The organism is Nonomuraea terrae (assembly GCF_044465245.1).
GTDB classification, from domain to species: Bacteria; Actinomycetota; Actinomycetes; order Streptosporangiales; family Streptosporangiaceae; genus Nonomuraea; species Nonomuraea terrae.
The window spans coordinates 219,082-244,163 of record NZ_JBITLL010000001.1; the positions used below are offsets into that span (position 1 = coordinate 219,082).

The 25,082-nt window shown below is 71.1% G+C and carries 25 protein-coding genes and 1 riboswitch; of the genes, 10 read left to right on the forward strand and 15 right to left on the reverse strand.

The features are described 5' to 3' along the window. Positions 1–6 precede the first annotated feature (6 nt). Entirely contained in the window at positions 7–1,551 is a 1,545-nt protein-coding gene (gene dacB, locus ACIBP6_RS01005) for a D-alanyl-D-alanine carboxypeptidase/D-alanyl-D-alanine endopeptidase (RefSeq protein ID WP_397047513.1), read from the reverse strand. 99 nt (positions 1,552–1,650) lie between these two features. Then, on the reverse strand, positions 1,651–2,199 hold the full coding sequence (locus ACIBP6_RS01010) for an FHA domain-containing protein (RefSeq protein ID WP_397047515.1): 549 nt from the start codon (positions 2,197–2,199) through the stop codon (positions 1,651–1,653). Between the two features lie 88 nt (positions 2,200–2,287). Here ACIBP6_RS01010 and ACIBP6_RS01015 point away from each other — a divergent pair, with 88 nt between their 5' ends. The 3 genes from ACIBP6_RS01015 to ACIBP6_RS01025 are packed head-to-tail and all read left to right on the forward strand — an operon-like array spanning position 2,288 to position 6,212. Continuing rightward, a complete protein-coding gene (locus ACIBP6_RS01015; RefSeq protein ID WP_397047517.1) occupies positions 2,288–2,806 on the forward strand; it encodes a PadR family transcriptional regulator in 519 nt (172 codons plus the stop codon). Then, positions 2,803–3,486 carry an ABC transporter ATP-binding protein gene (locus tag ACIBP6_RS01020; RefSeq protein WP_397047519.1) on the forward strand — a complete coding sequence of 228 codons (684 nt, stop codon included), beginning with the start codon at positions 2,803–2,805 and terminating at the stop codon, positions 3,484–3,486. Before ACIBP6_RS01015 ends, ACIBP6_RS01020 begins: the two co-directional genes overlap by 4 nt. Further along, entirely contained in the window at positions 3,483–6,212 is a 2,730-nt protein-coding gene (locus ACIBP6_RS01025; protein WP_397047520.1) for an FtsX-like permease family protein, read from the forward strand. Before ACIBP6_RS01020 ends, ACIBP6_RS01025 begins: the two co-directional genes overlap by 4 nt. On the opposite strand, the gene ACIBP6_RS01030 is transcribed toward ACIBP6_RS01025, so the two are convergent. Together ACIBP6_RS01030 and ACIBP6_RS01035 are read right to left on the reverse strand one after the other, a co-directional pair. Next, entirely contained in the window at positions 6,172–7,533 is a 1,362-nt protein-coding gene (locus tag ACIBP6_RS01030; protein ID WP_397047522.1) for an MFS transporter, read from the reverse strand. The genes ACIBP6_RS01025 and ACIBP6_RS01030 overlap by 41 nt on opposite strands. A gap of 60 nt (positions 7,534–7,593) precedes the next feature. Continuing rightward, complete coding sequence (locus tag ACIBP6_RS01035) at positions 7,594–8,298, reverse strand: hypothetical protein (protein ID WP_397047524.1); 705 nt, start codon at positions 8,296–8,298, stop codon at positions 7,594–7,596. Positions 8,299–8,706: 408 nt separating this feature from the next. Here ACIBP6_RS01035 and serA point away from each other — a divergent pair, with 408 nt between their 5' ends. Further along, positions 8,707–10,296, forward strand: a complete 1,590-nt coding sequence (gene serA, locus ACIBP6_RS01040; RefSeq protein ID WP_397047526.1) for a phosphoglycerate dehydrogenase — start codon at positions 8,707–8,709, stop codon at positions 10,294–10,296. Between the two features lie 592 nt (positions 10,297–10,888). Here serA and ACIBP6_RS01045 read toward each other — a convergent pair. Beyond that, on the reverse strand, positions 10,889–11,371 hold the full coding sequence (locus ACIBP6_RS01045) for a C40 family peptidase (protein WP_132613507.1): 483 nt from the start codon (positions 11,369–11,371) through the stop codon (positions 10,889–10,891). 160 nt (positions 11,372–11,531) lie between these two features. Then, a riboswitch (cyclic di-AMP (ydaO/yuaA leader) is annotated at positions 11,532–11,674 on the reverse strand. 106 nt (positions 11,675–11,780) lie between these two features. Between ACIBP6_RS01045 and ACIBP6_RS01050 the strand changes: the two genes are divergently transcribed. Both ACIBP6_RS01050 and ACIBP6_RS01055 read left to right on the forward strand, forming a co-directional pair. After that, entirely contained in the window at positions 11,781–12,827 is a 1,047-nt protein-coding gene (locus tag ACIBP6_RS01050) for a 3-isopropylmalate dehydrogenase (protein WP_397047528.1), read from the forward strand. Positions 12,828–13,040: 213 nt separating this feature from the next. Continuing rightward, positions 13,041–14,138, forward strand: coding sequence for a branched-chain amino acid aminotransferase (locus ACIBP6_RS01055; protein WP_397047530.1), 1,098 nt, complete (start codon positions 13,041–13,043; stop codon positions 14,136–14,138). Between the two features lie 47 nt (positions 14,139–14,185). On the opposite strand, the gene ACIBP6_RS01060 is transcribed toward ACIBP6_RS01055, so the two are convergent. Together ACIBP6_RS01060 and ACIBP6_RS01065 are read right to left on the reverse strand one after the other, a co-directional pair. Continuing rightward, positions 14,186–15,175, reverse strand: coding sequence for an aldo/keto reductase (locus ACIBP6_RS01060; RefSeq protein ID WP_397047532.1), 990 nt, complete (start codon positions 15,173–15,175; stop codon positions 14,186–14,188). A gap of 59 nt (positions 15,176–15,234) precedes the next feature. Further along, positions 15,235–15,879 (reverse strand): O-methyltransferase, encoded by a 645-nt coding sequence (locus ACIBP6_RS01065; protein WP_397047534.1) that lies wholly within the window; start codon positions 15,877–15,879, stop codon positions 15,235–15,237. Positions 15,880–15,937: 58 nt separating this feature from the next. On the opposite strand from ACIBP6_RS01065, the gene ACIBP6_RS01070 reads away from it, so the two are divergent. Both ACIBP6_RS01070 and cimA read left to right on the forward strand, forming a co-directional pair. Continuing rightward, entirely contained in the window at positions 15,938–16,585 is a 648-nt protein-coding gene (locus tag ACIBP6_RS01070) for a DsbA family protein (RefSeq protein ID WP_397047536.1), read from the forward strand. A 243-nt stretch (positions 16,586–16,828) separates the two neighbouring features. Continuing rightward, on the forward strand, positions 16,829–18,406 hold the full coding sequence (cimA, locus tag ACIBP6_RS01075; RefSeq protein ID WP_397047538.1) for a citramalate synthase: 1,578 nt from the start codon (positions 16,829–16,831) through the stop codon (positions 18,404–18,406). Position 18,407: 1 nt separating this feature from the next. Here the strand turns inward: cimA and ACIBP6_RS01080 are convergent, their stop codons facing one another. Further along, positions 18,408–20,042, reverse strand: a complete 1,635-nt coding sequence (locus tag ACIBP6_RS01080) for a heparinase II/III family protein (RefSeq protein ID WP_397047540.1) — start codon at positions 20,040–20,042, stop codon at positions 18,408–18,410. A gap of 160 nt (positions 20,043–20,202) precedes the next feature. Here ACIBP6_RS01080 and ACIBP6_RS01085 point away from each other — a divergent pair, with 160 nt between their 5' ends. Further along, entirely contained in the window at positions 20,203–20,808 is a 606-nt protein-coding gene (locus tag ACIBP6_RS01085; RefSeq protein ID WP_397047542.1) for an HD domain-containing protein, read from the forward strand. 1 nt (position 20,809) lies between these two features. On the opposite strand, the gene ACIBP6_RS01090 is transcribed toward ACIBP6_RS01085, so the two are convergent. From ACIBP6_RS01090 to ACIBP6_RS01120, 7 genes are read right to left on the reverse strand one after another with little or no spacing between them, the layout of a single operon-like run. Next, entirely contained in the window at positions 20,810–21,190 is a 381-nt protein-coding gene (locus ACIBP6_RS01090; RefSeq protein WP_397047544.1) for an antibiotic biosynthesis monooxygenase family protein, read from the reverse strand. Between the two features lie 16 nt (positions 21,191–21,206). After that, the gene (locus ACIBP6_RS01095; protein ID WP_397047546.1) at positions 21,207–21,794 is read right to left on the reverse strand and encodes a hypothetical protein; all 588 of its coding nucleotides are present in this window, start codon (positions 21,792–21,794) and stop codon (positions 21,207–21,209) included. Further along, positions 21,791–22,675, reverse strand: a complete 885-nt coding sequence (locus ACIBP6_RS01100; protein ID WP_397047548.1) for a DUF6286 domain-containing protein — start codon at positions 22,673–22,675, stop codon at positions 21,791–21,793. The genes ACIBP6_RS01095 and ACIBP6_RS01100 overlap by 4 nt, the downstream gene beginning before the upstream one ends. 17 nt (positions 22,676–22,692) lie before the next feature. Next, a complete protein-coding gene (locus ACIBP6_RS01105; RefSeq protein ID WP_397047550.1) occupies positions 22,693–23,076 on the reverse strand; it encodes an Asp23/Gls24 family envelope stress response protein in 384 nt (127 codons plus the stop codon). Next, positions 23,073–23,261 (reverse strand): hypothetical protein, encoded by a 189-nt coding sequence (locus ACIBP6_RS01110; RefSeq protein ID WP_132613486.1) that lies wholly within the window; start codon positions 23,259–23,261, stop codon positions 23,073–23,075. The genes ACIBP6_RS01105 and ACIBP6_RS01110 overlap by 4 nt, the downstream gene beginning before the upstream one ends. Continuing rightward, the gene (locus ACIBP6_RS01115) at positions 23,258–23,626 is read right to left on the reverse strand and encodes a hypothetical protein (protein WP_397047552.1); all 369 of its coding nucleotides are present in this window, start codon (positions 23,624–23,626) and stop codon (positions 23,258–23,260) included. Before ACIBP6_RS01115 ends, ACIBP6_RS01110 begins: the two co-directional genes overlap by 4 nt. After that, the gene (locus ACIBP6_RS01120) at positions 23,623–24,111 is read right to left on the reverse strand and encodes an Asp23/Gls24 family envelope stress response protein (RefSeq protein WP_397047554.1); all 489 of its coding nucleotides are present in this window, start codon (positions 24,109–24,111) and stop codon (positions 23,623–23,625) included. Before ACIBP6_RS01120 ends, ACIBP6_RS01115 begins: the two co-directional genes overlap by 4 nt. 182 nt (positions 24,112–24,293) lie before the next feature. Between ACIBP6_RS01120 and ACIBP6_RS01125 the strand changes: the two genes are divergently transcribed. Further along, positions 24,294–25,073 carry a fumarylacetoacetate hydrolase family protein gene (locus tag ACIBP6_RS01125; protein WP_111176907.1) on the forward strand — a complete coding sequence of 260 codons (780 nt, stop codon included), beginning with the start codon at positions 24,294–24,296 and terminating at the stop codon, positions 25,071–25,073. Positions 25,074–25,082: the final 9 nt, after the last annotated feature.

Below are 25,082 nucleotides of genomic sequence, written 5' to 3' on the forward strand. Positions count from 1 at the left end.
GGGATGTCAGCACTCGACGGGCTTCAGCCACGAGCACTCCAGGTCGCCCGCCTGGCTCGCCTGGCCGGCGCGCAGCGGGCTGACGTCCGCGGTCGCCGCCGTCCGGGAGAACCGCGCGAGCCGTACGGCGATCTGGTCCTCGATGTCCTTCGGCGAGGCCGACAGGTACTGGTTGAGCATGATGGAGAAGACCAGCGGCTCGCCGTCGGCGCTGGTGACGTAGCCGGACAGCGCCGTGACCCCGGTGAGCGAGCCCGTCTTGGCCCGGACGTTGTCCGCCGCCGGCGTGTTCCGCATCCGGCTGCGCAGCGTGCCGCCGACGAACCGCTCGGCGTTGCCGGCCACGGGCAGCGACTCGTACCAGGTGGGGAACCACGGCTTGCCCCGTACGGCGGTCAGGAACTGCGCGATCGAGGCGGGGGAGAAACCGTCGCGGCGCGAGAGCCCCGAGCCGTCCCGCATGTTGATCACCTGGGCGCCGTTCGCCCGGGCGAAGTCGGTGACGACCTTGAGCCCGGCCGCCCAGGTGCCCTGGTTCGCCGCCTCGCGGCCCATGGCCTTGGTGAGGATCTCCGCGTGGATGTTGTTGCTCAGCTTCATGAACGGCACCAGCAGCTCGCCGAGCGTCATCGACTCGTGCCGGGCCAGCTCCCCGGCCCCTTCCGGGGCGGCGCCGGTGACGGTCGGGCCGAGCACCTTGACGCCGTGCTTCTTCAGCGCGGCGCGGAACAGCGTGGACGCGTACGCGGTGGGGTCGTCCACGGCCACCCACTCCTGGTACGAATCCGCCACCGTGCCGGTGATCACCACGGTACGGGTGCCGTGCCGGCGTTCGATGAGCACGTCGGTCTCGTCACCGGTCGTGGCCTGGTTGACGATCTTCAGGTAGTCGGTCGGCGGCGTGGTGGTCACCTTGACCTTGCCGTCCTCCGCGGAGACGGCGACGATCACCGAGCCGGCGTCGTAGTCGCGGTCGGGGGAGGCGGTCAGTGCCGAGATCGGCGCCGCGTAGTACGCGGTCTCGTCGTCCCAGGCCCAGTCGTTGCCGAGCCGCTGCCCGTCGAACCAGGTGTCATCGGCCACCAGCCTGCCGGTGACGAGCTTCACGCCCGCCTTCGCCACTGCGGCGGCCAGGGCGTCGTAGTCCTCGGCCAGCATCGTCGGGTCGCCGGTGCCGCGCAGCACCAGGTCGCCGGTCAGCACCGAGCCCGCCTTGCGGCCGGCGTTCAGGACGGTGGTGGGGAAGCGGTAGTCGAGGCCGAGCGTCTCCGCCGCCGCGGCCGAGGTGAACAGCTTGGTGTTGGAGGCCGGGGTGAGCAGCTTGCCGGCGTCGGTGGCGTACAGGTCCTCGCCGGTCTGGGCGCTCTTCACGACCACGCCCGCCCGGGCGATCGTGAGCCGTGAGTCGCTGAGGATCTGGTTGATGTCCTGGGTCAGGTCCGCCACGCCCGCGGTGGGGTCGAGGGCGACGGCGGGGGAGGAGGGGCCGGACGCCCACGCGAGGGCCGCGACGAGCGCGCCCGCGACGAGGGAGGCTGAAGTACGCCGCATGGGGTCTCCAAGGGTGACTGGGGGATCGCCTGCAGCATGAATCAGCGCAGTCAGCCTGTAATCCGCAAATATCCGTATTTATCGGGGATTAGCGCGATGTTAGGACGGCAGTCCCGACGTCACCAGGAAGCCGCAGTCGCCGAACGACACCTCGTCACCCGACTTCACCCGCGCCGGCCCCACCAGTCGCCACCCGTTGAGCCGGGTGCCGTTGAGCGAGCCGAGGTCGACCAGCATCCACTCGCCGTCGGCGGCGCGCCGCAGCTCGGCGTGGACGCGGGAGACCGTCAGGTCCGACAGCACGAGATCGCAGGCCGACCCGCGGCCCACGACGTAACGCGGCCGGTCGTCGTCGGGCAGCGCCAGCCGGGGCAGGCGCGGCCTGCGCCAGGCGGACTGGAGCCTGGTGGTGAACTCCGACACCGAGGAGACGGCGTCGGTCAGCCGCTGCCGGAACGTCGGCCGCTGGGGCAGGTCGGCCACCAGCTTGTCGAGCTCTTCCCGGCTGCGGGCGCGCAGCGCCTGGTCCACCCGGCCGACGAACGTGTCGTGGGAGATCCGGCCCTCCGCGGCACGATCTCTGAGCTCGTCGATCGCCCGGTCACGTTCCCCGTCCGAGGCGCGAAAGGGCGGATGCGTGGAACTCATGTAGGGAGTATCGGCCTGAACCTCGTGCCCTGTCCAGAATACGCGCATCTGTTGCGCCGGGCATACTCAGTATGCATACTCGGTATCCATGTCGATCAGACACGGAATCCTCGCGCTGCTGAGAGGCGGGCCACGTTACGGCTATCAGCTGCGGGTGGAGTTCGAGGCGTCCACGGGGGCGACCTGGCCGCTGAACATCGGCCAGGTCTACACCACGCTCTCGCGGCTCGAACGCGACGGCCTCGTCACGCCGGCCGGCGCCGACGAGCAGGGCCGCGCGCTCTACGCGATCACCGAGGCCGGCCGCGTGGAGCTGGAGCGCTGGTTCGCCACTCCGGTCGCGCAGAGCGACCGGCCCAGGGACGAGCTCGCCATCAAGATCGCGATGGCCGTGGCCGGCGCGGACGTCGACGTGGGCGCCGTCATCCACACCCAGCGCACGGCCACCATGCGCACGCTGCAGGCGCTCACCCGCGCCAAGCGCGCCGCGGACGGGCTCGCGCAACGGCTGGTCCTCGACGGGCTGATCTTCAAGGCCGAGGCGGAGCAGCGTTGGCTGGACCACTGCGATGCCGTGTCCAAGGCGTCCAAGGAGAAGAACACGTGACTGTCGTGAGGTTGCGAGAGGTGACCCGGGAGCACGGCCAGGTCCGGGCGCTGAGGGGCGTGAGCCTGGAGGTGTCGGCCGGCGAGCTGGTCGCCGTCATGGGGCCGTCGGGCTCGGGCAAGTCGACCCTGCTCAACCTGGCCGGGGGCCTCGATCGGCCCACCTCCGGAAACGTGGAGATCGAGGGCCGCGACCTGGCCGGCGTGCCCGACCTGGCCGCCCTCCGGCGCCGCAGCGTCGGGTACGTCTTCCAGGACCTCAACCTGATTCCGTCCCTGACCGCCGCCGAGAACGTGATGCTGCCGCGAGAGCTCGACGGCGTACGGTCCCGCCAGGCCCGTACGGAGGCCATGGCCGCGCTGGCCGAGGCCGGCGCCGAGGAGATCGCCGGGCGGTTCCCCGAGGAGCTGTCCGGCGGGCAGCGGCAGCGGGTGGCGATCGCCAGGGCGCTGACGGGGGAGCGGCGGCTGCTGCTGGCCGACGAGCCCACCGGCGCGCTCGACACCGCCACCGGCGACGAGATCCTGCGTCTGCTGCGCTCCCGCTGCGACGACGCGGGCGCGGCGGTGCTGCTCGTCACCCACGAGCCCCGTTACGCGGCGTGGGCCGACCGCGTGGTCTACCTGCGCGACGGGCTGATCGCCGAGTCGGGGAGCGTCCACCTGGAGAGCGCCCGATGAGCGCGGAGGAAGAGCGCGCGGCGAGCGCGGAGGAGCAGCGCGCGGCGAGCGCGGAGGAGCAGCGCGCGGCGAGTACTCCGGAGGGGCGCGCGGCGGGTGCGCCGGAAGGTGGCGTGCCGCACCTCACCGCTTTCACCGTCTTCACGGGCCGCTGGGCGGTGCTGCGGGCGGCGCTGCGCATCTCGCGCAGGGACGCCTGGCGCGCCAAGGGCCGCACGGCGCTGATCATGGTGATGATCGGGTTGCCGGTGCTGGTGATCACCGCACTGATCACCGGCCGGGCCACGACCGATGTCACGCCGTACGAGCAGCTGGACTCGACACTGGGCTCGGCCGACGCGCGTCTGATCACGTTCCCGACGCGTGGCCGGGTGCGGCAGGACGCGGCCGCGCGGAGCGTCGGGCAGCACAAGGCGTCGCGCCCCGACCGTCAATGGACCCCCGCCGAGCTCGGCACGCTGCTCGACGGCCGCCTGCTGCGCTACCAGCAGAAGACCGGCGAGGTGCGCCTGGCCGACGGCTACGACTGGGTGGACGTGCTGGAGGTGGACCTGCGCGACCCCATGACCCGCGGCATGCGGGAGCTGGTGGAGGGCCGCTTCCCGGCCGCCCCCGGTGAGGTCGCGGTCTCTCCCGCGCTGACCGGCCGGGGTGCCCGGATCGGCGGCACGCTTCCGGTGACGCGTGACAACCGCCCGATGCGCGTGGTGGGCGTGGTCCAGAACCCCAACCGTCCCGGGAGCACCGAGCTGACGGCCCTGCCGGAGGCCGTGCTCGGTCACCAGAACGACGGCGACAACAGCGGCTGGCTGGCCGACACCCCCGGCTCGGTGCAGCGGGCGGACGTCCGCCGGCTGAACCAGGCGGGGCTCGCCGTGCAGTCCCGGGCGCTGATCGAGCGCCTGCCGGACGACGGTGAGAGCCCGGTGCCCGCCATGTCCGGCTCGCCGACGCGTGGCGCGGTCTCGCTCGGCGTCGCCATCGTGCTCGTCGTCATGGAGACCGTCCTGCTGGCGGGGCCGGCCTTCGCCGTCGGACTGCGGCGCCGGCGCAGGGAGCTCGCCGTGCTGGCCGCCCAGGGCGCCTCGGGGCGGCAGCTCAAGGCCGTGGTCCTGGCCGACGGGCTCGTGCTGGGCGGCGCGGCGGCGCTGATGGGCATGGTGCTCGGCATCGGGACGGGCGCGCTGTTCGCGTCCTTCGGCGCTCCGCTGCTGAACTGGACGCACGGCCCGCTCGACGTCCCGTGGCCGGAGGTGCTCGCCGTGGCCGCGCTCGGCGTGGTCAGCGGGGTGACCGCCGCGCTGGTGCCCGCGGTGCACGCGAGCCGGCAGAGCCCGGCGCGGGTGCTGGCCGGGCGCGCCGCGGTGGACCCGCCGGGCCGCGCGGCCCGTCCCCTGCTCGGCCTCGTCCTGGTCGTGCTCGGTACCGGAGGGTGCTTCGCCGCCGCGCGCCACGATGACCTGGCGGTCGTCATCTCCGCCGTTGTCCTCGCGCTCGGCCTGATCGCGCTGATGCCGTGGCTGGTCGAGAGCACCGGACGGCTCGCCGGTCGCCTGCCGCTCCCGCTGCGCCTGTCCGTCCGCGACGCCGCCCGCCACCGCGTCCGTACGTCCTCCGCCGCCGGGGCCGTCATGGGGGCCACGATGGCGGCGGTGGTCCTGGGCCTGGTGGCCGCCAGCGCCTTCGCGCAGCGCGAGGCGCAGCGCACTTCTGTCGAGCCGCTGGGCACCCTGACGATCCGCACCTGGGCGTCCACGACCGACGGCGAGTGGTCCAGGCTGCGCGTGGAAGCGGAGCGCCTGCTGCCCGGCGTGCCACTGGTCCCCGGCGCGGTGGCGGTGAACGCCGAGGGCAAGGAGGTGCGGCTGCAAGGCGACAGGCACCCCCTGCACTGCGCGGGCCCGCCGAAGTGCCTGCCGCCCATGTGGGACGGCAGCGGGATCCTGCCGGTCGGTGACGAGCGGCTGCTGACGTTCCTCCTCGAACGCCACGACCCGCAGGCGGAGGCGGCGCTGGCGCGGGGCAGCGCCGTGGTGATCGGCTCCGGGATGGCGCACGACGGCGTGGTGGAACTGGTGGCCGAGCCATGGGAGGGCGGCGAGGACGAGCGCCTCACGCTGCCGACCGTGGTGACGAAGGCGGCAGAGCCCGCGCAGACCGGTGTGCTGATCCCGGCGTCGGCGCTGGAGAAGGCCGGGTTCACGGTGGTCGAGCGTCACCTGTACGCCGCCCACGTGCCCGCGGACGAAGCCCGCCTGCAGCGGGCGCTCAGCACCGTGGCCAGTGGCGTGAACATCCTCGTGGAGCGCAGGGGAGACGAGGAAGCGCTCCCCGTCCTGCTGGTGCTGCTCGGCGCGGCGACGGTGCTGGTGCTCGGGGGCACCTTCGCGGCCACCGGGCTGGCCGCGGCCGACATGCGCCAGGACCTCGACACCATGTCCGCGGTCGGCGCGGCGCCCCGGGTGCGCAGGCTCGTGGTGGCGGCCCAGGCCGCGTACCTCTCCGGGCTGGGCGCCGCCGTGGGGCTGGCGGGCGGAGCCGTCGCCGGCGCCGCGCTGATCCTCTGGAACTGGGAGACCGGCATCCACCCGGGGGGCCACCCACTGGTCGTCGAGATCCCGTGGCTCTTCCTGGCCGGGCTGGTGGTCGGGCTGCCGGTGCTGGCGGCGCTGGTGGCCGGGACGTTCACCCGGACGCGGCCGGCGCGGGCGCGGCGGGTGGCCTGAGGCGGTACTTCAGGGTGATCAGCACGGAGATGAAGATGATCACGGCGGGGACGGTGGTCTGCCCGACGAGCACCGCCGTCACCGCGCTCTCCGGCTGCCGCACGGGCCGGCTCGGCTCCGACTCGACGAAGCCGCCGATCGACAGGATGATCCCGAAGATCAGCGCGCCGAACGAGCTGACCCCGCTCTCGATGGCCGTCCACAGGCCGGTCAGCACGCCCGCCCGCCGTTTGCCGGTCTCGGCCGCGTCCGCCGCGACCACGTCGGCGAGCATCGAGAACAGCAGCAGCTGCACCCCGGCGATGCCCACGCCGACCAGCAGGATCGCCACGTGGGCGTAGAGCGCGCCGAAGAGCGGGGTGGCCATGGCCGCCGCCGTGCCGCCGCCGAACATGAGCGCGGCCAGGATCATCGCGCCGCGCTTGTCGAACCGCCTGGCCAGCCGCACCCACAGCGGCATGGTCAGCAGCATCGGCCCCACCAGCGCGGCGAAGAGCGTCTGCGTCGACCGCGGGTCGCCGAGGGTGTAGGCCGCGAAGTACGGCGCCGCCGCCAGCATCATGCTGACCGCCAGCATCTGCGTGCAGGCCAGCACCGTGATCCAGAGGAACGCGGAGTTGCCCTTGATCGCGGCGAACTGCTCGCGCCATCCGCCCCGGTCGGGCTCGGGCGCGCCGGTCATGGGGGCGCGGGCGGTGCCGAAGAACGCGCCGAGCATCGCCAGCAGCAGGATCACCGCGATGGTCAGGCCCATCATCCGGTAGCTGGCGAGCGTGCCCTGCGCGCCCTGGCTGCCGGCGATGGCCGGGGCGAGCACGCCGCTGATGGCGGTGCCCGCCCCGATGAAGATCATCCGCCACTGCAGCAGCGACGTCCGCTCGTGGTAGTCGTGCGTCATCTCGCCCGGCATCGCCTTGTACGGCACCTCGAACAACGCGTACGCCGTCGCCGCCGCCATGAAGCAGGCGCCGACGTACAGGGCGGCGGGCACGCCCCTGAGCGACGGCCCGGCGAAGACCAGGAAGAACGCGACCGGCAGGGTCAGCGCGCCGGCGAGCATCCACGGCCGGCGCGGGCCGAGGCGTGAGCGCGTGCGGTCGGACCAGCGGCCGACCAGCGGGTTGACGACCAGGTCCCACACCTTCGGCGCGGTCACCACCACCCCGGCCAGCCAGGCGGGCACGGCCAGGAAGTTCGTCATGTAGTAGAGCAGCAGGAGCCCCGGCACGGCGCCGACCGTGGCCGTGCAGAACGAGCCCACGCCGTAGCCCAGGCGCACGCTCCGCGGGACGGTGGTCACGGCCGCCGCCGGTGCGATCATGCCCTCATTGAAGCCGAGCGCCGCTCGGTCCGGTAGGGCCCACTTTCGCGGGCCCGCCGGTCACTCGCGTACGTCGGCGCACACGACGTGCGCGCCGATCTCGATCATGCGGCGCTCGCTGCGCGTGTCGGCCACCCGGGCCATGAGGATCGGCGCGCCGGAGGCGGCCAGCTGCGGCAGCCGGGCGCGGACGAGCCGGTGCAGGTCGCGTACGACGTCCTCGGCGGCCGACATGTGGACCTTGACGTGCAGCATGATGCCCGGCGCTCCGGAGGCCGTCCGCGCCTCGGAGATCCAGACGTGGTGCACGAGCGGGAAGTCCATGAGCAGCTGCGCGATGGCCTGGCGCAGCGCGGGCAGGATCGGGTGGGTGCAGCGGCGGTAGCCGGGATCGACCTGCTGCATCGGCCCGGACAGGTGCGGCCGGGGCGCGGGCACCCACGGCATCGAGGGAGCATCGGGCGTCGGGGGAGCCACCTGGGCCAGCGCGGCACCGCGCGACACGGTCGCCATCGCGCCCGTCGCGTAGGCGGCCGGAGCCGCCCCCGACAACACGGGCGTCGGCCCTGTGCGCGTCGTGGTGAGGAAGCGCTGCAGATCGGCGATGGGCACGGCCGCGGCGGCTGGTCCGGCCGCGTCGATCACGATCTCGCGCACCCCGGTGACGCGCTGGATGTCCAGGATGGTGTCGGCGTCGCAGGCCGACAGGGAATGGCTGCCACGGTGCCTCGCGTAGGTGGCGGGGCTGGTGTAACCGAGCAGCACTCGGTCACCTGCTTGCGTCGTCCCGAGGACGACGGAACGATCTGCACGTACTGCCACCAGGACTCCACCGTCGGCAAGAGCGCTCAGCAGGCGATGCGGGGAGCCATGCTGGGCGAGCACGTCGGCGAGCGCAGGATTCCCGATGCTCATAGGACGAACCCTAGGTAGTCGGCCACGGCTTATCAGGCTAATGGGCAAGAAATCCCCCGATCAAGACAAAGTTGTGAGCCGGGTGAGTGAGTTTGCCGACACCGGGGTACGCCTGAGGCCCGTCTCGCATCGTGCGATGCGTCTCACATCCTGGGTCTTTCGTGAACGCTTTCACAAGCGTGGATAGACTCTGTGGGACATCGGGGGATCCGTCGACGTGTCCCTCGCAAGCCAGCCGTGCCCTAAGGATTCACACCAGTGAACAAGCCCGTCGTTCTGGTCGCAGAGGAGCTGTCCGAAGCCGGCCTCGCCGTTCTCGGCGCTGATTTCGAGGTCCGCCACACCGACGGCGCCGACCGTTCCCAGTTGCTGCCCGCTCTCGCCGATGTGGACGCGCTGATCGTCCGCTCCGCCACGCAGGTGGACGCCGAGGCGATCGCCGCCGCCCCCAGGCTGCGCGTGGTCGCCCGCGCCGGTGTCGGCCTGGACAACGTCGACGTCGACGCGGCCACCAAGGCCGGCGTCATGGTCGTCAACGCCCCGACCTCCAACATCACCAGCGCCGCCGAGCAGACCATCGCCCTGATCCTGGCCAGCGCGCGCAACACGGCCCAGGCCCACGCCGCGCTCAAGAACGGCGAGTGGAAGCGGTCGAAGTACACCGGTGTCGAGCTCGACGAGAAGGTCATCGGCATCCTGGGCCTCGGCAAGATCGGCCAGCTCGTGGCGCAGCGGCTGCAGCCGTTCGGTGTCGAGCTGATCGCCTACGACCCCTACCTGCCGCCGGCCCGCGCCGCGCAGATGGGCGTCAAGCTGCTCAGCCTCGAAGAGGTGCTCAAGCAGGCCGACTTCATCACCGTCCACCTGCCCAAGACCAAGGAGACGCTCGGGCTCATCGGCGACCGGGAGCTGCACCAGGTCAAGCCGACCGTCCGCATCGTCAACGTGGCCCGCGGCGGCATCGTCGACGAGGGCGCGCTCTACTCCGCGATCAAGGAGGGCCGCGTCGCCGGCGCCGGCCTCGACGTGTTCTCCAAGGAGCCGTGCACCGACAGCCCGCTGTTCGAGCTCGACCAGGTCGTCGTCACCCCGCACCTCGGCGCCTCCACCCACGAGGCCCAGGAGAAGGCCGGCACGCAGGTCGCGCGGAGCGTGAAGCTGGCGCTCGCGGGCGAGTTCGTGCCCGACGCGGTCAACGTCCAGGGCGGCGCGGTCGCCGAGGACGTCAAGCCCGGCCTGCCGCTGGCCGAGAAGCTGGGCCGGGTGTTCACCGCCCTGGCCGGCGAGGTCGCCACCAAGCTCAACGTCGAGGTCCGCGGCGAGATCGCCTCGCAGGACGTCCGCGTGATCGAGCTGGCCGCGCTCAAGGGCGTGTTCGCCGACGTGATCGAGGAGCAGGTCACCTACGTCAACGCCCCGCTGCTGGCCAAGGAGCGCGGCGTCGAGGTCGAGCTGGTCACCAGCTCCGAGAGCCCCGACTGGCGCAACGTGGTGACCGTGCGCGGCGTGCTCGCCGACGGCCGCCAGGTCTCGGTCTCCGGCACGCTGTCCGGGCCGCGCCAGATCACGAAGATCGTCGAGGTCAACGGCTACGAGATGGAGATCGAGCCGACGGCCCACCTGTGCTTCCTCACCTACGCCGACCGCCCCGGCATCGTCGGCGTGGTCGGCCGGCTGCTCGGCGAGCACAACGTCAACATCGCCTCCATGCAGGTGGCCCGCGACGTCAAGGGCGGCAAGGCGCTCATCGCGCTGACCGTCGACTCCGCGATCCCCGCGGACGTGGTCGAGCAGATCGTGGCCGAGATCGGCGCCGACAGCGGCCGCTCGGTCGACCTGGAGGACTGACCTCCCCACGCCGTCGCAGGGCCGTCACCCGTCCGGGTGACGGCCCTTTGCGTCTCAGCATGCGAGATAGTAGGACATCCAACGAGATGCCTCGGGTACTGTAGCGAGTGATGCGCCAGGTGCTCGTACTCATTACCTGCCGCGGCGAGGCCTGTTAGGGCAGGTCGACGACTCGCCGCGGTGTTCGGCGCGTTGTCGGCCGGTAAGTCCCTTCGTCCGGTCCGCGACCCGGACCACGAGATCAGGCTGGGTCGGATTCGCGACCGGAGTCCGGCGTCACTGGAACGCTTCCGCGAAACGAGATGAGTGACATGTACGACATGTATGCCTGGAACCGTGCCGACGACCACGAGGACAAGGCGGCCGAGGCCGTGCAGATCGCACTGGACCGCCGCGACAACGGCGGCGCCCCGCAGAACTCCGGCAGCTAGCCGGGCCGTGCCGTGACGAGCGGCCCCGCGGACGTCTCCGCGGAGCCGCTCCATGCTTGCCGGCACAGGCGCCGGATCACGGACGTCTCCGCGATCCGGCCGATCCGTCCATGGGGTGCCGTTCAGGGCGCGCCGTCAGAGGGCGCCGTCAGAGGGTGCCGTCAGAGAGTGGCGGTGGGCATGGAGGGCGCGGGTTCGTCGCGCTGCTTGACGAACTCCCGCCATTCCCGCACGCCCTTGCGGTCCGGGCGCACCCCGCCCACGAAGGCGCTGCGCCGCCAGGCGGAGAGCTTCTCCTCCTTCACCACGTCACCCGTGCGCGGGGCGTGCACCATGTAGCCGGGCCGGGAGATCATCCCGACGTGGCCGAGGTTGCTGAAGAAGACCAGGTCGCCCGGTTTGAGGTTCTTCCAGGAGACCTTCTTGTCGAACGCCGCGTACTGGTCCGCGGCGACGCGCGGGAGCTGGATCCCCGCCTTCTGGTACGCCCGCAGCATGAGTCCGGAGCAGTCATAGCCGCGTGGGCTGGTGCCTCCCCACACGTAGGGGGTGCCCCGTTTGTTCATCGCGAACTTGAGCGCGATCTTCCAGGCCGGCTTGGGTGCGCGTTTGTCCTGGATCTCCTTGAGCTTGTGTCCGTCCAAGGTGATGGTGGACGCGTCGGGGGCTTTCTGAGCTGGGGTTTTCTCTTCTGCGGCCTGCTGTGCCGGAGGTTTGGCGGTCGTCGCCTGTGCGGCGGGGGCGGCCAGGAGAAGCCCGGCGACGCCCGCGGCCGAGGCAATGGCAATACGTGACAAGGGGGACTTGTCCTTCCATACGGCCGGCCGGGTTAGCTGACGGGCTCGGGCTTGGAAGCAGCCCTACGGCGTGGGGTCGCCGATTCGCCCCTGGGGGAAGTGGGTCCCCGGCTCCACGCAACCGCTGCGTGGATTAGGCCCGTCGGACTCTAACGAAACGGTCAAACGGACGTAAAGGGTAAAAAAGGTAAAATATCGGACGTCCGGAGCTTGAGATGGTTGCTCGTCAGGCGAGACGAGCGGGTAAGGTACCGCCATGGAGTCGCGCAACATCCGCCTGGCCGTGATCCCCGGAGACGGGATCGGCACCGAGGTCGTCGCCGAAGGGCTCAAGGTCCTGGAGGCCGTGGGCACGAAGTTCGAGCCCACGCACTACGACCTGGGCGCTGCCCGCTATCACCGCACCGGTGAGACGCTCCCCGACTCCGTGATGGAGGAGCTGCGCGGTTACGACGCGCTCCTGCTCGGCGCGATCGGCGACCCGAGCGTGCCGCCGGGCATCCTGGAGCGCGACGTGCTGCTCAAGCTGCGCTTCGCCTTCGACCACTACGTCAACCTGCGCCCGGTCAAGCTGTTCCCGGGCGTGGAGACGCCGCTGGGCGACTCGTCCGCCGAAGACATCGACATGATCGTGGTCCGCGAGGGCACCGAGGGCCTCTACGCCGGCACCGGTGGCGTCATGCGCCGCGGCACCCCGCACGAGATCGCCACCCAGGAGTCGCTCAACACCGCCCACGGCGTCGAGCGCGTGGTGCGCTACGCCTTCGACAAGGCCATGACGCGCCCGCGCAAGAAGCTGACCCTCGTCCACAAGACGAACGTGCTCACCTACGCCGGCGACCTGTGGCAGCGCACGGTCAACCGGATCAGCGAGGAATACCCCGAGGTCACCACCGACTACTGCCACATCGACGCGGCCTCGATGTTCTTCGTCACCCAGCCCGAGCGCTTCGACGTGGTGGTGACCGACAACCTGTTCGGCGACATCATCACCGACCTCGGCGCGGCCATCGCCGGCGGCATCGGCCTGGCCGCCAGCGGCAACATCAACCCCGAGCGCACCGCGCCCAGCATGTTCGAGCCGGTCCACGGCAGCGCGCCCGACATCGCCGGCCAGGACAAGGCCGACCCGACCGCGACGATCCTGTCGGTCGCCATGCTGCTCGACCACCTCGGGCTGCAGGCCGAGGCCGCCAGGGTCGAGCAGGCCGTCGCCGACGACATCGTCGAGCGGCTGGCCGGCTGGGCGGCTCGCACCACACGGGAGATCGGCGACGACATCGCCGCGCGAGTATCCGGCTAGGACCGCCTAGCCCCGGAAGCGCCTGGCGGTCCGCGAAGGACTGCCGGGCGCTTTTTTGCGTCCAAAGCGGCTAATCGCCCTATCGGCCGCTTGCCATCCCATATAGCGAGACAATAGGAAGTACGGACACCCCCCGACGCGGGGCACGCACCGTGCCGTCATCGGGCAGATACCGTGACATTTCGCCAGATCGTAGAGAGAAGGACCGCCGTCATGACCATCGCTCAGAAGCTCAGCTTCGACGTGCAGCTATCCGACCACGCTCGCACCGCGGCCGAGCGGGAGCAGGTAATGGCGAACCCCGTCTTCGGGAAGGTCTTCACGGATCACATGATCTCGATCGACTTCACCGAGGGCCGCGGCTGGCACGACGCCAGGCTCATGCCGTACGGCCCGCTCGCCCTCGAGCCCGCGACCTCGGTCTTCCACTACGGCCAGGAAATCTTCGAGGGGATGAAGGCCTACCGCCAGAGCGGCGGGTCGATCGTGACGTTCCGGCCGTACGCGAACGCCGCCCGCTTCAACCGCTCGGCGGTCCGCCTGGCGATGCCGGAGCTTCCCGAGGAGACCTTCGTCGAGTCGCTCGAACTTCTCGTCCAGACCGAGCGGGAGTGGGTGCCGACGCCGGAGGGGCACAGCCTCTACCTGCGGCCCTTCATGATCGCCACCCAGCCTGGCCTGGGCGTCAACTACCCGTCCAAGACCTACAAGTACATGGTCATCGCCTCCCCGGCGGCCTCCTACTTCGCCGGCGGAATCAAGCCGGTCTCCGTCTGGCTGTCCACCGAGTACACCCGGGCCGCGCCCGGCGGCACCGGCGAGGCCAAGTGCGGCGGCAACTACGCCGCGGCGTTCGTCGCCCAGCGCCAGGCCGTCGAGCAGGGGTGCGACCAGGTCGTGTGGCTGGACGCCCACGAGCGCCGCTACGTCGAGGAGATGGGCGGGATGAACCTGTTCTTCGTCTTCGGCGACAAGCTCGTCACCCCCGCGCTGACCGGCTCCCTGCTGGCCGGCATCACCCGCGACTCGATCCTGACGCTGGCCGGCGAGCTGGGGCTGGAAGTCGAGGAGCGGCTGGTCACGGTGGACGAGTGGGAGGCCGGCTGCGCGTCGGGTGAGCTCACCGAGGTCTTCGCCTGCGGTACGGCCGCCATCGTGACGCCGGTGGGCTCGGTGAAGGGCGCCGACCGCTCCTGGACCATCGGCGACGGCTCGCCCGGCGAGGTGACCATGCGCGTCCGCGAGGAACTGATCGGCATCCAGTACGGCACCCGCCCCGACCCGCACAACTGGGTCCACAAGATCCTCTGAGCGAACGGGCCCCCGCGCGGCCACCGCGGGCCAGACCTGCGCCGAGGTCAGGCCCGCTCGTCCACGTTGCCGAGGTACGTCTCGTCGCCCCGCGCACCGGCGACCGCGTCCGGCGGCACCAGCTCCTCCAACCGCCGCACGGTCTCCTCGTCCAGCGTCACGTCGGCGGCCGCGGCGTTGGCCCGGAGGTTCGCCGCGCGCCGCGTGCCCGGGATCGGCACCACACCGCGGTGCATGAGCCAGGCCAGGGCGAGCTGGGCGGCCGTCAGGCCGCGTTCGCCGGCCAGCGTCGCCACGGCGTCGGCCAGCGCCACGTTGCGGCGCAGGTTGCCGTCGTCGAAGCGGGGATGGCCGCGGCGCCAGTCGCCCTCCTCCAGTTCCTCGCGCGTGCGGATGGCGCCGCCGAGCAGGCCGCGCCCGAGCGGGCTGTAGGCGACGAACCCGACGCCCAGCTCCGCGCAGGCGGGCAGCATCTCCCGCTCGGGCTCCCTGCTGAACAGGGAGTACTCCGACTGCACGGCGGTGACCGGATGCACCGCGCAGGCGCGCCTGAGCGTGCGTACGGACACCTCCGACAGCCCGATGTGCCGCACGGCGCCCGCCCGCACCAGCTCGGCCAGCGCGCCCATCGTCTCCTCGATCGGCGTGCTCGGGTCGAGCCGGTGCAGGTAGTACAGGTCGACATGGTCGGTGCGGAGCCGGTCGAGGCTGGCCTCCAGCGCGCGGCGCACGTACTCCGGCTTGCCGAGGCCGGGCACCAGCGTGCCCTGGTCGTCGGTGTTCCCGCCGAACTTGGTGGCCAGCACGACCTCGTCGCGCCGGCCCCGCAGCACCCGCCCGATCAGGCTCTCGCTGTGCCCGGCGCCGTAGACGTCGGCGGTGTCGATCAGCGTGACGCCCGCGTCCAGCGCGGTGCGCAAGGTGTCGGTCGCCTCCTGCTCGTCCACGTCGGCGTAGACGTGCGGCGCCAGTGTCATCGCGCCGAAGCCCAGCACCGAGACCGTCGGCCCGCCCCGCCCGAGCGTACGGAACTGCATGTCTGCCCCCTCGGAAGTCCCCTCGTGGGGATGCCCGCCGGGGGACCGGCACACGCGTGTCAGTTCTTCATGATCATCGTCAGGCCGTCGGCCACCGGCAACATGACGACCGTCACCCGGGGGTCCTCCATCACCAGGTCGTTGAACTGCCGGATGTCCACGGTCGTGTCCTCGTCGTGCGCCGGGTCGGCCACCCAGCCCCGGCGCAACGTGTTGTCGGCCAGCAGCAGCCCGCCGGGGCGCAGGCGTTCCATCAGCAGCTCGTAGTAGCCGGGGTAGTTGACCTTGTCGGCGTCGAGGAAGGCAAGGTCGATGGTCTCGTCGAAGGCGGCGAGCGTCTCCAGCGCGGGTCCGAGGGTCAGCGTCACCCGGTCGGCGACCCCGGCCTCCGTCCAGTACCGGCGGGCGACGGACGTCCACTCCTCGCTCACGTCGAAGCAGTGCAGCCGGCCACCGGTCAGACCGCGGGCGATGCAGATGGAGGAATAGCCGGTGAACGTGCCCACCTCGACGGCCACGCGCGGCTGCGCCAGCTTCGTGATCATGGTGAGGAAGCGGCCCTGGTCGGGGGAGATCTGCATGCCTGCGTTCGAGGCCGTGACCTCGGCGGTCTCCTCGGCGAGTCGCTCCAGCAGAGGGTCGGGCCGTGTGGTGTGCTCGATCACGTACCGCGCGACGGCGGGGTCGAGGAGATATGCCTTCATCCGGCCATTGTCGCGGTTCGGGTAGGGTCTGCGCGATCAATGAGGTGAGAGTGGGCTGATGATGAAGCGGTTGGTGGCGGTCGCGGTGGCGTGCGCGGCGATCGTCGTGATGGGGGTGCTGGCGTTCTCGGAGCCGGGCGTGTCGTCGTCCGAGGGCGTACGGCTGACCCGGCAGGCGGACGGGTCGATGGTGCTGGCCGACCGGTCGAGCGACGCGCCCGTGCTCGACGTGTTCGAGGACTTCGACTGCCCGGTCTGCAAGGACATGCACGCCAAGGTCGACGCCACGATCCGGAGGCTGGCGATGTCCGGCCAGGTCAAGGTCGTCTACCACGCGGTGACGATCTTCCGTGACGAGCCCATGCGGTCCAACTCCATCCGCGCCGCCGCGGCCGCCCGCTGCGTTCCGGAGGCGAACTGGCTGGCCTTCCGCGACGAGCTGTACACCATGCAGCCCGCCCCGCACGGCGTGGCCTCCGGCTTCCGGCCCAAGGACCTGGCGCGGGCGGCAAGGAAGGTCGGCGCGAACGTCGACTCGTGCATCACCTCGCAGTCGTACGCGAAGGCGCACCTGGCGCAGAACGCCAAGATCCAGCTGGAGGGTACGCCGACCGTGCTGCTCGACGGGCGGATGCTGGGCAATGAGGTGTTCGACGCGGCGGCGCTGGAGCGGGTCATCACGGGAGGCGACGGCATCACGGTGTGACCACCGGCATCCGGCCCCGTGTCCCCACCCGTGTCCAACCTGTGGGACCGGTGTGCCGGATGCTGGATCCGTATGGCACACTGGGTGGCACCATGTTCTACGGTCTGCTCATTATCGGCAGGCGCGCCGGCTGACGAAGGACACCGCCGGCGCGCAGACCTCTCACGTCCGTGAGGGGTCTTTTTGTTTTCCCGGACACCCGCGCAGACCACCCATGATTCCATCCGGAAAGAAGAGAGAGCCATGGCCGACGACCGTTTCCACGTATATGACACGACGCTGCGTGACGGCGCGCAACAGGAGGGGCTCAACCTCACCGTTGCCGACAAGCTCGCCGTCGCGCGTCACCTGGACGGCCTCGGCGTCGGCTTCATCGAGGGGGGCTGGCCGGGCGCCAACCCCAAGGACACCGAGTTCTTCAGGCGGGCCCGGACCGAGCTCGACCTGAAGCACGCGCAGCTCGCCGCGTTCGGCGCGACCCGCCGGGCCGGGGTGAAGGCCGCCGACGATCCCCTGGTGGCCGCCCTGCGCGAGTCCGGCGCGCCGGTCGTGACCCTTGTCGCCAAGAGCCACGACCGGCACGTCGAGCTGGCCCTGCGCACGACCCTTGAGGAGAACCTCGCGATGATCCGCGACACGGTCTCCCACCTGCGGGCCGAGGGCCAGCGCGTCTTCCTCGACGCCGAGCACTTCTTCGACGGATACCGCTCCAACCCGGCGTACGCGCTGGAGGTGATCAGAACGGCCGCCGAGGCGGGAGCCGACGTCATCGCGCTGTGCGACACCAACGGCGGCATGCTCCCCGACGAGCTGGCCGAGGTCGTCCACGAGGCGGTCGGCACGAGCGCCCGGGTCGGCATCCACTGCCACGACGACACCGGCTGCGCCGTCGCCAACACCCTGGCCGCCGTCAAGGCCGGCGCCACCCACGTGCAGGGCTGCGCCAACGGCTACGGCGAGCGCTCCGGCAACGCCAACCTCTTCACGGTCGTGGCCAACCTGCAGCTCAAGCGCGGCTACGACCTCGTGCCGCGCGAGTCGCTGGCCGAGATGACGCGCATCGCCCACGCCATCACCGAGGTGACCAACGTCACGCCCAACTCCCACGCTCCCTACGTCGGCATGTCGGCCTTCGCCCACAAGGCGGGCCTGCACGCCAGCGCCATCAAGGTCGACCCCAACCTCTACCAGCACATCGACCCGGCCCAGGTCGGCAACGACATGCGCATGCTCGTCTCCGACATGGCGGGCCGCGCCTCGGTCGAGCTGAAGGGCCGCGAGCTGGGCTACGAGCTCACCCCCGACCACACCAAGGCGCTGGTCGACCGGGTCAAGGACATGGAGTCGCAGGGCTACACGTTCGAGGCGGCCGACGCGTCGTTCGAGCTGCTGCTGCGCGACACCGTGCAGGGCGAGCGCCGGCGGCACTTCGAGGTCGAGTCCTGGCGCGTCATCGTCGAGCGCACCAAGGGCGGCGAGCTGGTCAGCGAGGCCACGGTCAAGCTGCACGCCAAGGGCGAGCGCATCGTCGCCACCGGCGAGGGCAACGGCCCCGTCAACGCCCTCGACAAGGCCGTACGCCTGGCGCTGGAGCAGCTCTACCCCGAGCTGGCCAAGCTGGAGCTGATCGACTACAAGGTCCGCATCCTGGAGGGCACCCACGGCACCCACGCCGTGACCCGCGTGCTCATCACCTCCAGCGACGAGCGCGCCGAGTGGGCCACCGTGGGCGTCGCCGAGAACATCATCGACGCCTCCTGGCAGGCGCTGGAGCAGGCGGTGACGTACGGCCTGCTGCGTGCCGGCCGCGAGCTTTCGTAAGTCAGAGCACCCCGGCAGGGAAGGACACGCCGTCCACGGTGACCTTCCCGCCGGAGCAGGACACCTTGGGCGAGTCGGTCCCCGGCACGATCACCGTCAGCAGGGACGTCGCCGCGGGCGACACCACCACGTTCGCCTGCTTCTTCGCCAGGTAAGCGGGCGAGACCCAGCCCAGCTTGCCGCCCCGCTCGACCTTCTGCCCGCCGATCCGGTCGCAGGAGGTCAGCTGGAGCAGGGTGACCCTGAACTTCCCGTCGCCCAGCACGACCTTGCCGCCGCCCGTGGAGACGAGCTTGAGGTCGGGGTGGAAGCGCCAGATGTTGCTGATCTTCTTGCCGCCCGAGGCGGTGTCCAGCACGGCCATCAGGTCGTGGTCGTTGTCGTGGTCGACCATGACCGACCGGGTGCGGCTCACGCCGTACGCCTGGTCGGTCAGCCGGAACGACTGCCGGTCGTCGCCGTAGCGCGCCTTCACGAGCTTGCTCGCCGTACGCGGGCGGAACTTCTGGCCCACCACCGTGGGTATGTTGTGCGCCTCCGGCGAGAGCGTCCAGTAGCGGTAGGAGCTCTTCTCGTAGGAGTGGAAGCCGCCGTCCACCAGGATGTCGCGGCCGTGCGCGTAGTAGGTGACCCCGAGGTGGTCCTCATGGCCGTGGAACTTCATCCCCGGGCCGAACCGGACCGAGTAGTACGCCGACTCCGGGTCGTCGAAGGCCGTGCGGCCGAAGACGTAGCCGGCGTTGTAGACCTTGACCTCCTGCTTCGGCGTGCCGGTCTCCATCTTGGGCTCGGTGTCGGCGCTGCCGTCGCCGATGGGCACCATGTAGCCGTTCGGCATGGTCGCGTGCGCGACGAAGTCCTTCAGCGCGTCGGTGCGCTTGGCGATCTCGGCGGGCACCTTGCGGTCGCAGGCCTTCATGTTCGCCATCGCGACCTGCAGGCGGCCGTGCACGTAGACCGCGTAGCGCGGCGCCTGCTCCATCAGCGCGCCCTGCGAGTCGACGTCGAGCTTCACCGTGCTGGTGAGCCGGCTCGTCGCGAGGCTCTGCCAGTCCTTGCGGCCGTAGCGGCAGCCGATGCCCATGAGGGCGATGTCCTGGTCGATGCCGTGGTTGTGGCCCTTCTTGTACAGCTTCGGGTCCGACAGGAGCTTGGCGTGCACGGCCAGGCTGTCCTTCAGCCAGCTCGCGTTCACGTGCCGGCTCAGGCAGAGCAGCGGCTGCGTGCGCAGCGAGACCGGATGGTCGGTCCACACGTACGGCTGGGTGCCGCGTGCGCCGTACTTGTTGTTCTCCACCCAGTCCTCGGCGATCTCGGTGGCGCGGTCGAGGTAGCGCTTCTCGCCGGTGTTCTCGTACTCCACGACCAGGGTGCCCATCCAGCGCAGCGACTGGAAGACGTACTCCCACGACCGGTTCTTGTACGGGCTCGCGTCCCAGTTGATCTTCTTGCCGAGTTGGTACGACGGCAGCCCGACCAGCGAGATCTCGCCGTTCATGACGTCGGACACCGTCGGCGTGCCGGGCAGCCAGTCGCCCTGGCACTCCGCGGTGCGGGCCACCTTGTCGGCGTGCGCGGGGCTCACGAGGGCGCCGAACGCGAGCGTGAGAGCAAGAGGGATCGCGAGCCGGCGCACGGCGGGGCCTCCGGGGGCATGATCGGGACGAAAGTCAGGGCGGAACATGCTTTCGGAATCGCGATCATCCGGTCAAGCAGAGTGCCCGATTCGTTAGCCGTCCGTCTGCCGCGCGGCCCCGCATTCCGCTGCGCGTACCGGCTGCGACATGCTGGTGGGCGTGAAACTCGACGACCTGGTGATTCCCGACACACCCGCCTGCCGGGGCGCGTACGAGGTGGCCGCCCGCTACCACACGCCCTCGCTGCTCAACCACTCCGTGCGCGCCTACCTGTGGGCGGCGGCGTACGCCCGGGACAACGGCATCGCGTTCGACGCCGAGCTGCTCTACGTGTCGGCCATGCTGCACGACATCGGGATGGCACCCGAGTTCGACAGCCACACGGTGCCGTTCGAGGAGGCGGGCGGGCACGTGGCCTGGGCGTTCTGCGCCGGGGCCGGCTGGTCGGCCGAGCGCCGGGCGCGGGCGAGCGAGGTCATCGTCCGGCACATGTGGGACGAGGTGCCCCTGGCGGAGGACCCCGAGGGTCACCTGCTCGAACTGTCGACCGGCATGGACATCTCCGGCCGCCGTACCGAGGAGATCCCCGCCGAGGTGCGCCGCGAGGTGCTGGCGCTGCACCCGCGGCTGGAGATCGCCGAGGAGTTCGCCGCCTGCATCTCCGCGCAGGGCACGCGCAAGCCCGGCAGCATCGCCGGGCGGTTCGTCCGCGGCGGCATCACCGAGCGCATCGCCCGCAACCCTCTCGACGCGCCCGGCGCCTGACTCAGGACTTCGGGGCGGCGCTCTCGACGACCTCGAAGCTCCACAGCTCCGAGCCCGACGCGGCAGGGCCCTGCCCATGGCCGTGGCCCTGCCCGTGCCCCTGCGCGGGTCCCTGCGCGGGTCCCTGATCGTGGGCGCCCTGAGCGGCCTGGGCGTGCCCGCGCTGGAACGCCTGGCCCTGCTGCCACTGCTGGAAGTCGTCCTCGCTGCGCCAGCGCGTGTAGACGAGGTAGCGGTCGGTGCCCTCCAGCGGCCGCAGCAGCTCGAACCACTCGAACCCGTCGGCGGACTCGACCATCCCCGCCCGGTTGGAGAAGCGCCGTTCCAGCTCCTCCCGCATGTCGGCGGGCACGGTCAGCACGTTGATCTTCACGACGGACACGCGAGGACCCCTCTCGTCAGCGAACAGTTCGTTGCGGTGCAGGTGAGGGCTCCAGGCTAACGCGGGCCACCGCCGGCAGGTGATCCCGGTCCAGCGCGTCGCGCATGTTCGGCAGCGCCACGCGGACCAGATGGCGGCTGAGCTCGGGCAGCGAGGCCGACTCGTCTGCGACCACGCGCAGCCGTACCTCCGGGTCCTGGCGGGAGCCCGTCATGCGGGCGTCGGCGTCCAGCACGGAGGGGCCGGTCGCGACGTCGGCGGCCATCGCGCGCGCCATCGCGCGCGATGACACGTCCGTCACGCCGGTCGGCGTGTTGTCCAGGACGAACGTCCTGCGCGGCTCCCTGTGCCACTGCGCGAGCAGCCAGCGCACGCCCAGGACACCGAGGATCAGCCCCGCCAGTGCCACCAGCCACCAGATCCACGGGCTGGTACGCGCGAAGAACCCCACCACGTTGGCGTCCACGATCGTCGTCCGCGAGGCGGCCCAGTTCTGCGGGAACGCGCCCATTCCACGGGCCAGCGCCGACCCGCCCAGCAGCGCCAGGACCAGCCCGACGATCGCCAGCCCCCACCGGTTGCCCCGGCCCGGCTTCCTGTTCACTTGCGCTCCTTGACGTGCACGGCCACCCGGTACGGGTGCGCGGGATCGAGCTCGGCCAGCCTGGCGAGCACGGCGTCACGTACGTCCTTGCGGAACTCGTCGCGCTTGCGCCAGCCCGACGTGGTCGGTGTGACGGTGAACGTGCCGCCCCGCAGGGTGGCCCGCGCCGAGCGCACCCCGGGCACCTGCTCGGCCGCGTGGGCCAGCGCCCGGGCGACGCTCTTGGGACGCACGCCGACGATGAGGTCGCGGTGGCCGCTGCGTACCGGCACCATCTTCAGCTTCCCCGGCACCAGCGCGGTGGCCAGCAGCGCGAGCCCCAGCAGGGTCACCAGGGCCGAGCCGAGCAGGAACCACGGGTTCGACCACGACGTCGACGCGGCCCAGGCCAGCATCCGGTCGTACGGCACCAGGCGCAGCGGGCGGCCGAACAGGGCCGAGAGCGTCTCGACGGCCAGCAGCAGGCCCAGCAGGGTGAGCAGGACGGCGACGATGACGGCGGGGATCCGGCGGCGCGGCCGGAACGCCCGTACGGCGGCCCGGTCGGCCACCTTGTCGTGCAACGTTTCGAGCGCCGCGCTGTGCGCCCCGGACGGCACCTCCCCGCCGCGAAGCGCCCCGGACGGCATTTCACCGTCGCGGGCCGTCTCCCCGGCCGTCTCCCCGGCCGCGCCGTCTCCGGCTTCCGTCGCCGGAGTCGTCTCCCGGGCTGCTCGTCCACCCGGAGCCGTCTCCCCGGCCGCCTTCCCAAGCGGAGTCGTCTCCTCGTCCGGAAGGGCGCAGACCTGCGGCTCGGTGTCCGCCTCATGATCCGCTGTCGTGCGATCGCGGGCAGGTCTGCGGTCTTCCGGGCCATCGGGGGGAGAGTCGTGCGTGGTCATCGGTCAGGTTCCTTCCGTCAGCCGCCCCACGCCAGGTCGCCGCCGAGTTCGGTCACGACGATGTCGAGGCGGCGTACCTCCAGGCCGGTCTGGAGCTCGACGCGGCGGATCACGTGCTCCCGGAGCCGCGCCACCGCGGCGTGCAGCGGAATGGGGTAGGCCATGCTCACGTTCAACCGCAGAGTGGCCCGGTCGTCGCGGACCCGCGCGGTGGACGGCCGCGTCCACGGCGACCCTCCGACGCGCACGTCGCGCACCTCGGGCACCTCCTTGGCGGCGCAGCACGCGATCTTGGCGACCGCCCGGTCGGCGATCTCCGTTCGCCCGCGGCGCTCGGGCGCGGGCAGGGGGGCGGGCCGCTGCGCGGGAACCGTCACGCGGCCAGGGGTGACGGCGGTCATTTCCGCCTCACGGACAGGCCGGACACGTTGATCTCCCCGGTCTCCACGATCCGCCCGATCAGGAAGCCGACCGCGCCCAGCACCAGCACCAGCAGGAACGCACCGAGCCCGCCGAACGCGCCCGCGAACCCCAGGGCGATCCCGGCGGCCATGCCGATCACCGGCATCCACTGGACGTTGCTCATGATCCCTCCACGGTGTCGTCGATGATGTCGTCGATGCGCACGTGCACCGGGCGGTTCCCGGCCAGGTCCGCCACCGCCCGCCGTACCTCCTCGGCGGTCTCCGGCAGCGGGCGGGCGAGCGTGGCGACGATGGCGATCTCCACCTCGCGCTCGTCCGCCGAGACTCCGGTCAGCCGCTCGCCGGGCAGGTACGTCGCCACCGTCCCGAAGGGGCCGCCGGACAGCTTGACCACCCCGGAGCAGGCCCGCGCCCGCTCGGCGATCGCCCGAGCCTGCCCGGCATCCCCAGGGGCGGCGGCTCCGGCCGCCTCTGAGGCGGCGTTCCTGGAGACGGTGGTCTCGGAGGATGCCGGGGACTCGGTCATTGGACCCGGGGCTCCTGCTCGGGCTCGCTCTGAGCCTCGCGTCCCCGGTCCTGCTCAGGCAGGTGGACGTCGTCCACCCGGATGTTGACCTCGGTCACCTCCAGCCCGCACATGCGCTCGACGGCCGAAATGACGTTCTTGCGCACCGCCGCCGCCAGGTCGGGGATCGCGGTGCCGTACTCGGCGACGAGGTCGAGATCCACGGCCGCCTGCCGCTCGCCCACCTCGACGGTCACGCCCTGGGCGACGCTGGAGCCGCCGACCATGCCGCGCATGCTGCCGAGCGCTCGCGCCGCGCCCGCGCCCATGGCGTACACGCCCGACACCTCGCGGGCGGCGAGACCGGCGATCTTGGCGACGACACCGTCGTCGATGCTGGTGGTGCCTCTCTCGGTCACCAGTGAGGTCGCCATGCCGGCGCCCTCCTGCGTCCTGGCCCGTGGCACGGTTCCCGTCGCGCCGGTTCCGCCGGGCCGGTTAGACATCGTGTCCGACACGATCCGTCACCCCCTGGATGTCGTCCCTAATAAGGGGAAATAACCCCAGCTGCACCAGTGAAGCTCACCAAAACGGACTTTGGGGTTAATAATGGACAGTTGCTGACTCGTTGCGGGCAGGCGCGCCGCGGATGGGCCGACCCCTCCGGAGGCGGCGATAGCCTTGTCGGGTGCGTATAGCGAGGTTCTCCACAGGCGAAGGTGCCGTCGCGTTCGGCGTGGTCGAGGGCGGTCCCGGCGAGGAGTTCATCTCCACGATCGCCGGTCACCCGTTCAGTCAGGTGCAGTTCACCGGCGAGCGGTTCGCGCTGTCCCAGGTGAAGCTGCTGGCCCCGATGTTGCCGAGCAAGGTGGTCGCCATCGGCAGAAACTACGCCGAGCACGCGGCCGAGCTGGGCAACGAGGTGCCCGAGGAGCCGCTGATCTTCATCAAGCCGTCCACCACCGTGATCGGCCACGGCGAGAACATCGCCTACCCCACGTCGTTGTCCGACCGGGTCGACTTCGAGGGCGAGCTGGCCGTGGTGATCGGCCGGCTCTGCCGTGAGGTCCCGGTCGAGCGCGTCAAGGACGTCATCTTCGGCTACACCTGCGCCAACGACGTCACCGCCCGCGACCTGCAGAAGAAGGACGTGCAGTTCACCCGGGCCAAGGGGTTCGACACGTTCTGCCCGCTGGGCCCGTGGATCCAGACCGATCTCGACGCGAGCGACCTGGCGCTGACGACCACGGTCAACGGCGAGATCCGGCAGAGCGGGCGCACGAGCCAGCTCATCCACGACATCCCGGCCTTGGTGGCGTACGTCAGCGCGGTCATGACGCTGATCCCGGGCGACGTCATCCTGACCGGCACCCCGGCGGGCGTCGGCCCGGTCGAGATCGGCGACGAGGTCAGCGTCGGCATCGAAGGCATCGGCACACTCACGAACAAGGTGGTCTCCCGTGACTGAAGTACGGGT

Excerpts from the sequence above, each read along its gene's own strand:
- ACIBP6_RS01015 (WP_397047517.1), top strand. The coding sequence starts at position 2,288 with ATGTCGATCAGACACGGAATCCTCGCGCTGCTGAGAGGCGGGCCACGT.
- cimA (WP_397047538.1), top strand. The coding sequence starts at position 16,829 with ATGGCCGACGACCGTTTCCACGTATATGACACGACGCTGCGTGACGGC.
- ACIBP6_RS01055 (WP_397047530.1), top strand. The coding sequence starts at position 13,041 with ATGACCATCGCTCAGAAGCTCAGCTTCGACGTGCAGCTATCCGACCAC.
- ACIBP6_RS01030 (WP_397047522.1), bottom strand. The coding sequence starts at position 7,533 with ATGATCGCACCGGCGGCGGCCGTGACCACCGTCCCGCGGAGCGTGCGC.
- ACIBP6_RS01115 (WP_397047552.1), bottom strand. The coding sequence starts at position 23,626 with ATGACCGAGTCCCCGGCATCCTCCGAGACCACCGTCTCCAGGAACGCC.
- dacB (WP_397047513.1), bottom strand. The coding sequence starts at position 1,551 with ATGCGGCGTACTTCAGCCTCCCTCGTCGCGGGCGCGCTCGTCGCGGCC.
- ACIBP6_RS01120 (WP_397047554.1), bottom strand. The coding sequence starts at position 24,111 with ATGTCTAACCGGCCCGGCGGAACCGGCGCGACGGGAACCGTGCCACGG.
- ACIBP6_RS01050 (WP_397047528.1), top strand. The coding sequence starts at position 11,781 with ATGGAGTCGCGCAACATCCGCCTGGCCGTGATCCCCGGAGACGGGATC.
- ACIBP6_RS01025 (WP_397047520.1), top strand. The coding sequence starts at position 3,483 with ATGAGCGCGGAGGAAGAGCGCGCGGCGAGCGCGGAGGAGCAGCGCGCG.
- ACIBP6_RS01110 (WP_132613486.1), bottom strand. The coding sequence starts at position 23,261 with ATGAGCAACGTCCAGTGGATGCCGGTGATCGGCATGGCCGCCGGGATC.
- ACIBP6_RS01105 (WP_397047550.1), bottom strand. The coding sequence starts at position 23,076 with ATGACCGCCGTCACCCCTGGCCGCGTGACGGTTCCCGCGCAGCGGCCC.
- ACIBP6_RS01010 (WP_397047515.1), bottom strand. The coding sequence starts at position 2,199 with ATGAGTTCCACGCATCCGCCCTTTCGCGCCTCGGACGGGGAACGTGAC.
- ACIBP6_RS01070 (WP_397047536.1), top strand. The coding sequence starts at position 15,938 with ATGATGAAGCGGTTGGTGGCGGTCGCGGTGGCGTGCGCGGCGATCGTC.
- ACIBP6_RS01100 (WP_397047548.1), bottom strand. The coding sequence starts at position 22,675 with ATGACCACGCACGACTCTCCCCCCGATGGCCCGGAAGACCGCAGACCT.
- ACIBP6_RS01065 (WP_397047534.1), bottom strand. The coding sequence starts at position 15,879 with ATGAAGGCATATCTCCTCGACCCCGCCGTCGCGCGGTACGTGATCGAG.
- ACIBP6_RS01060 (WP_397047532.1), bottom strand. The coding sequence starts at position 15,175 with ATGCAGTTCCGTACGCTCGGGCGGGGCGGGCCGACGGTCTCGGTGCTG.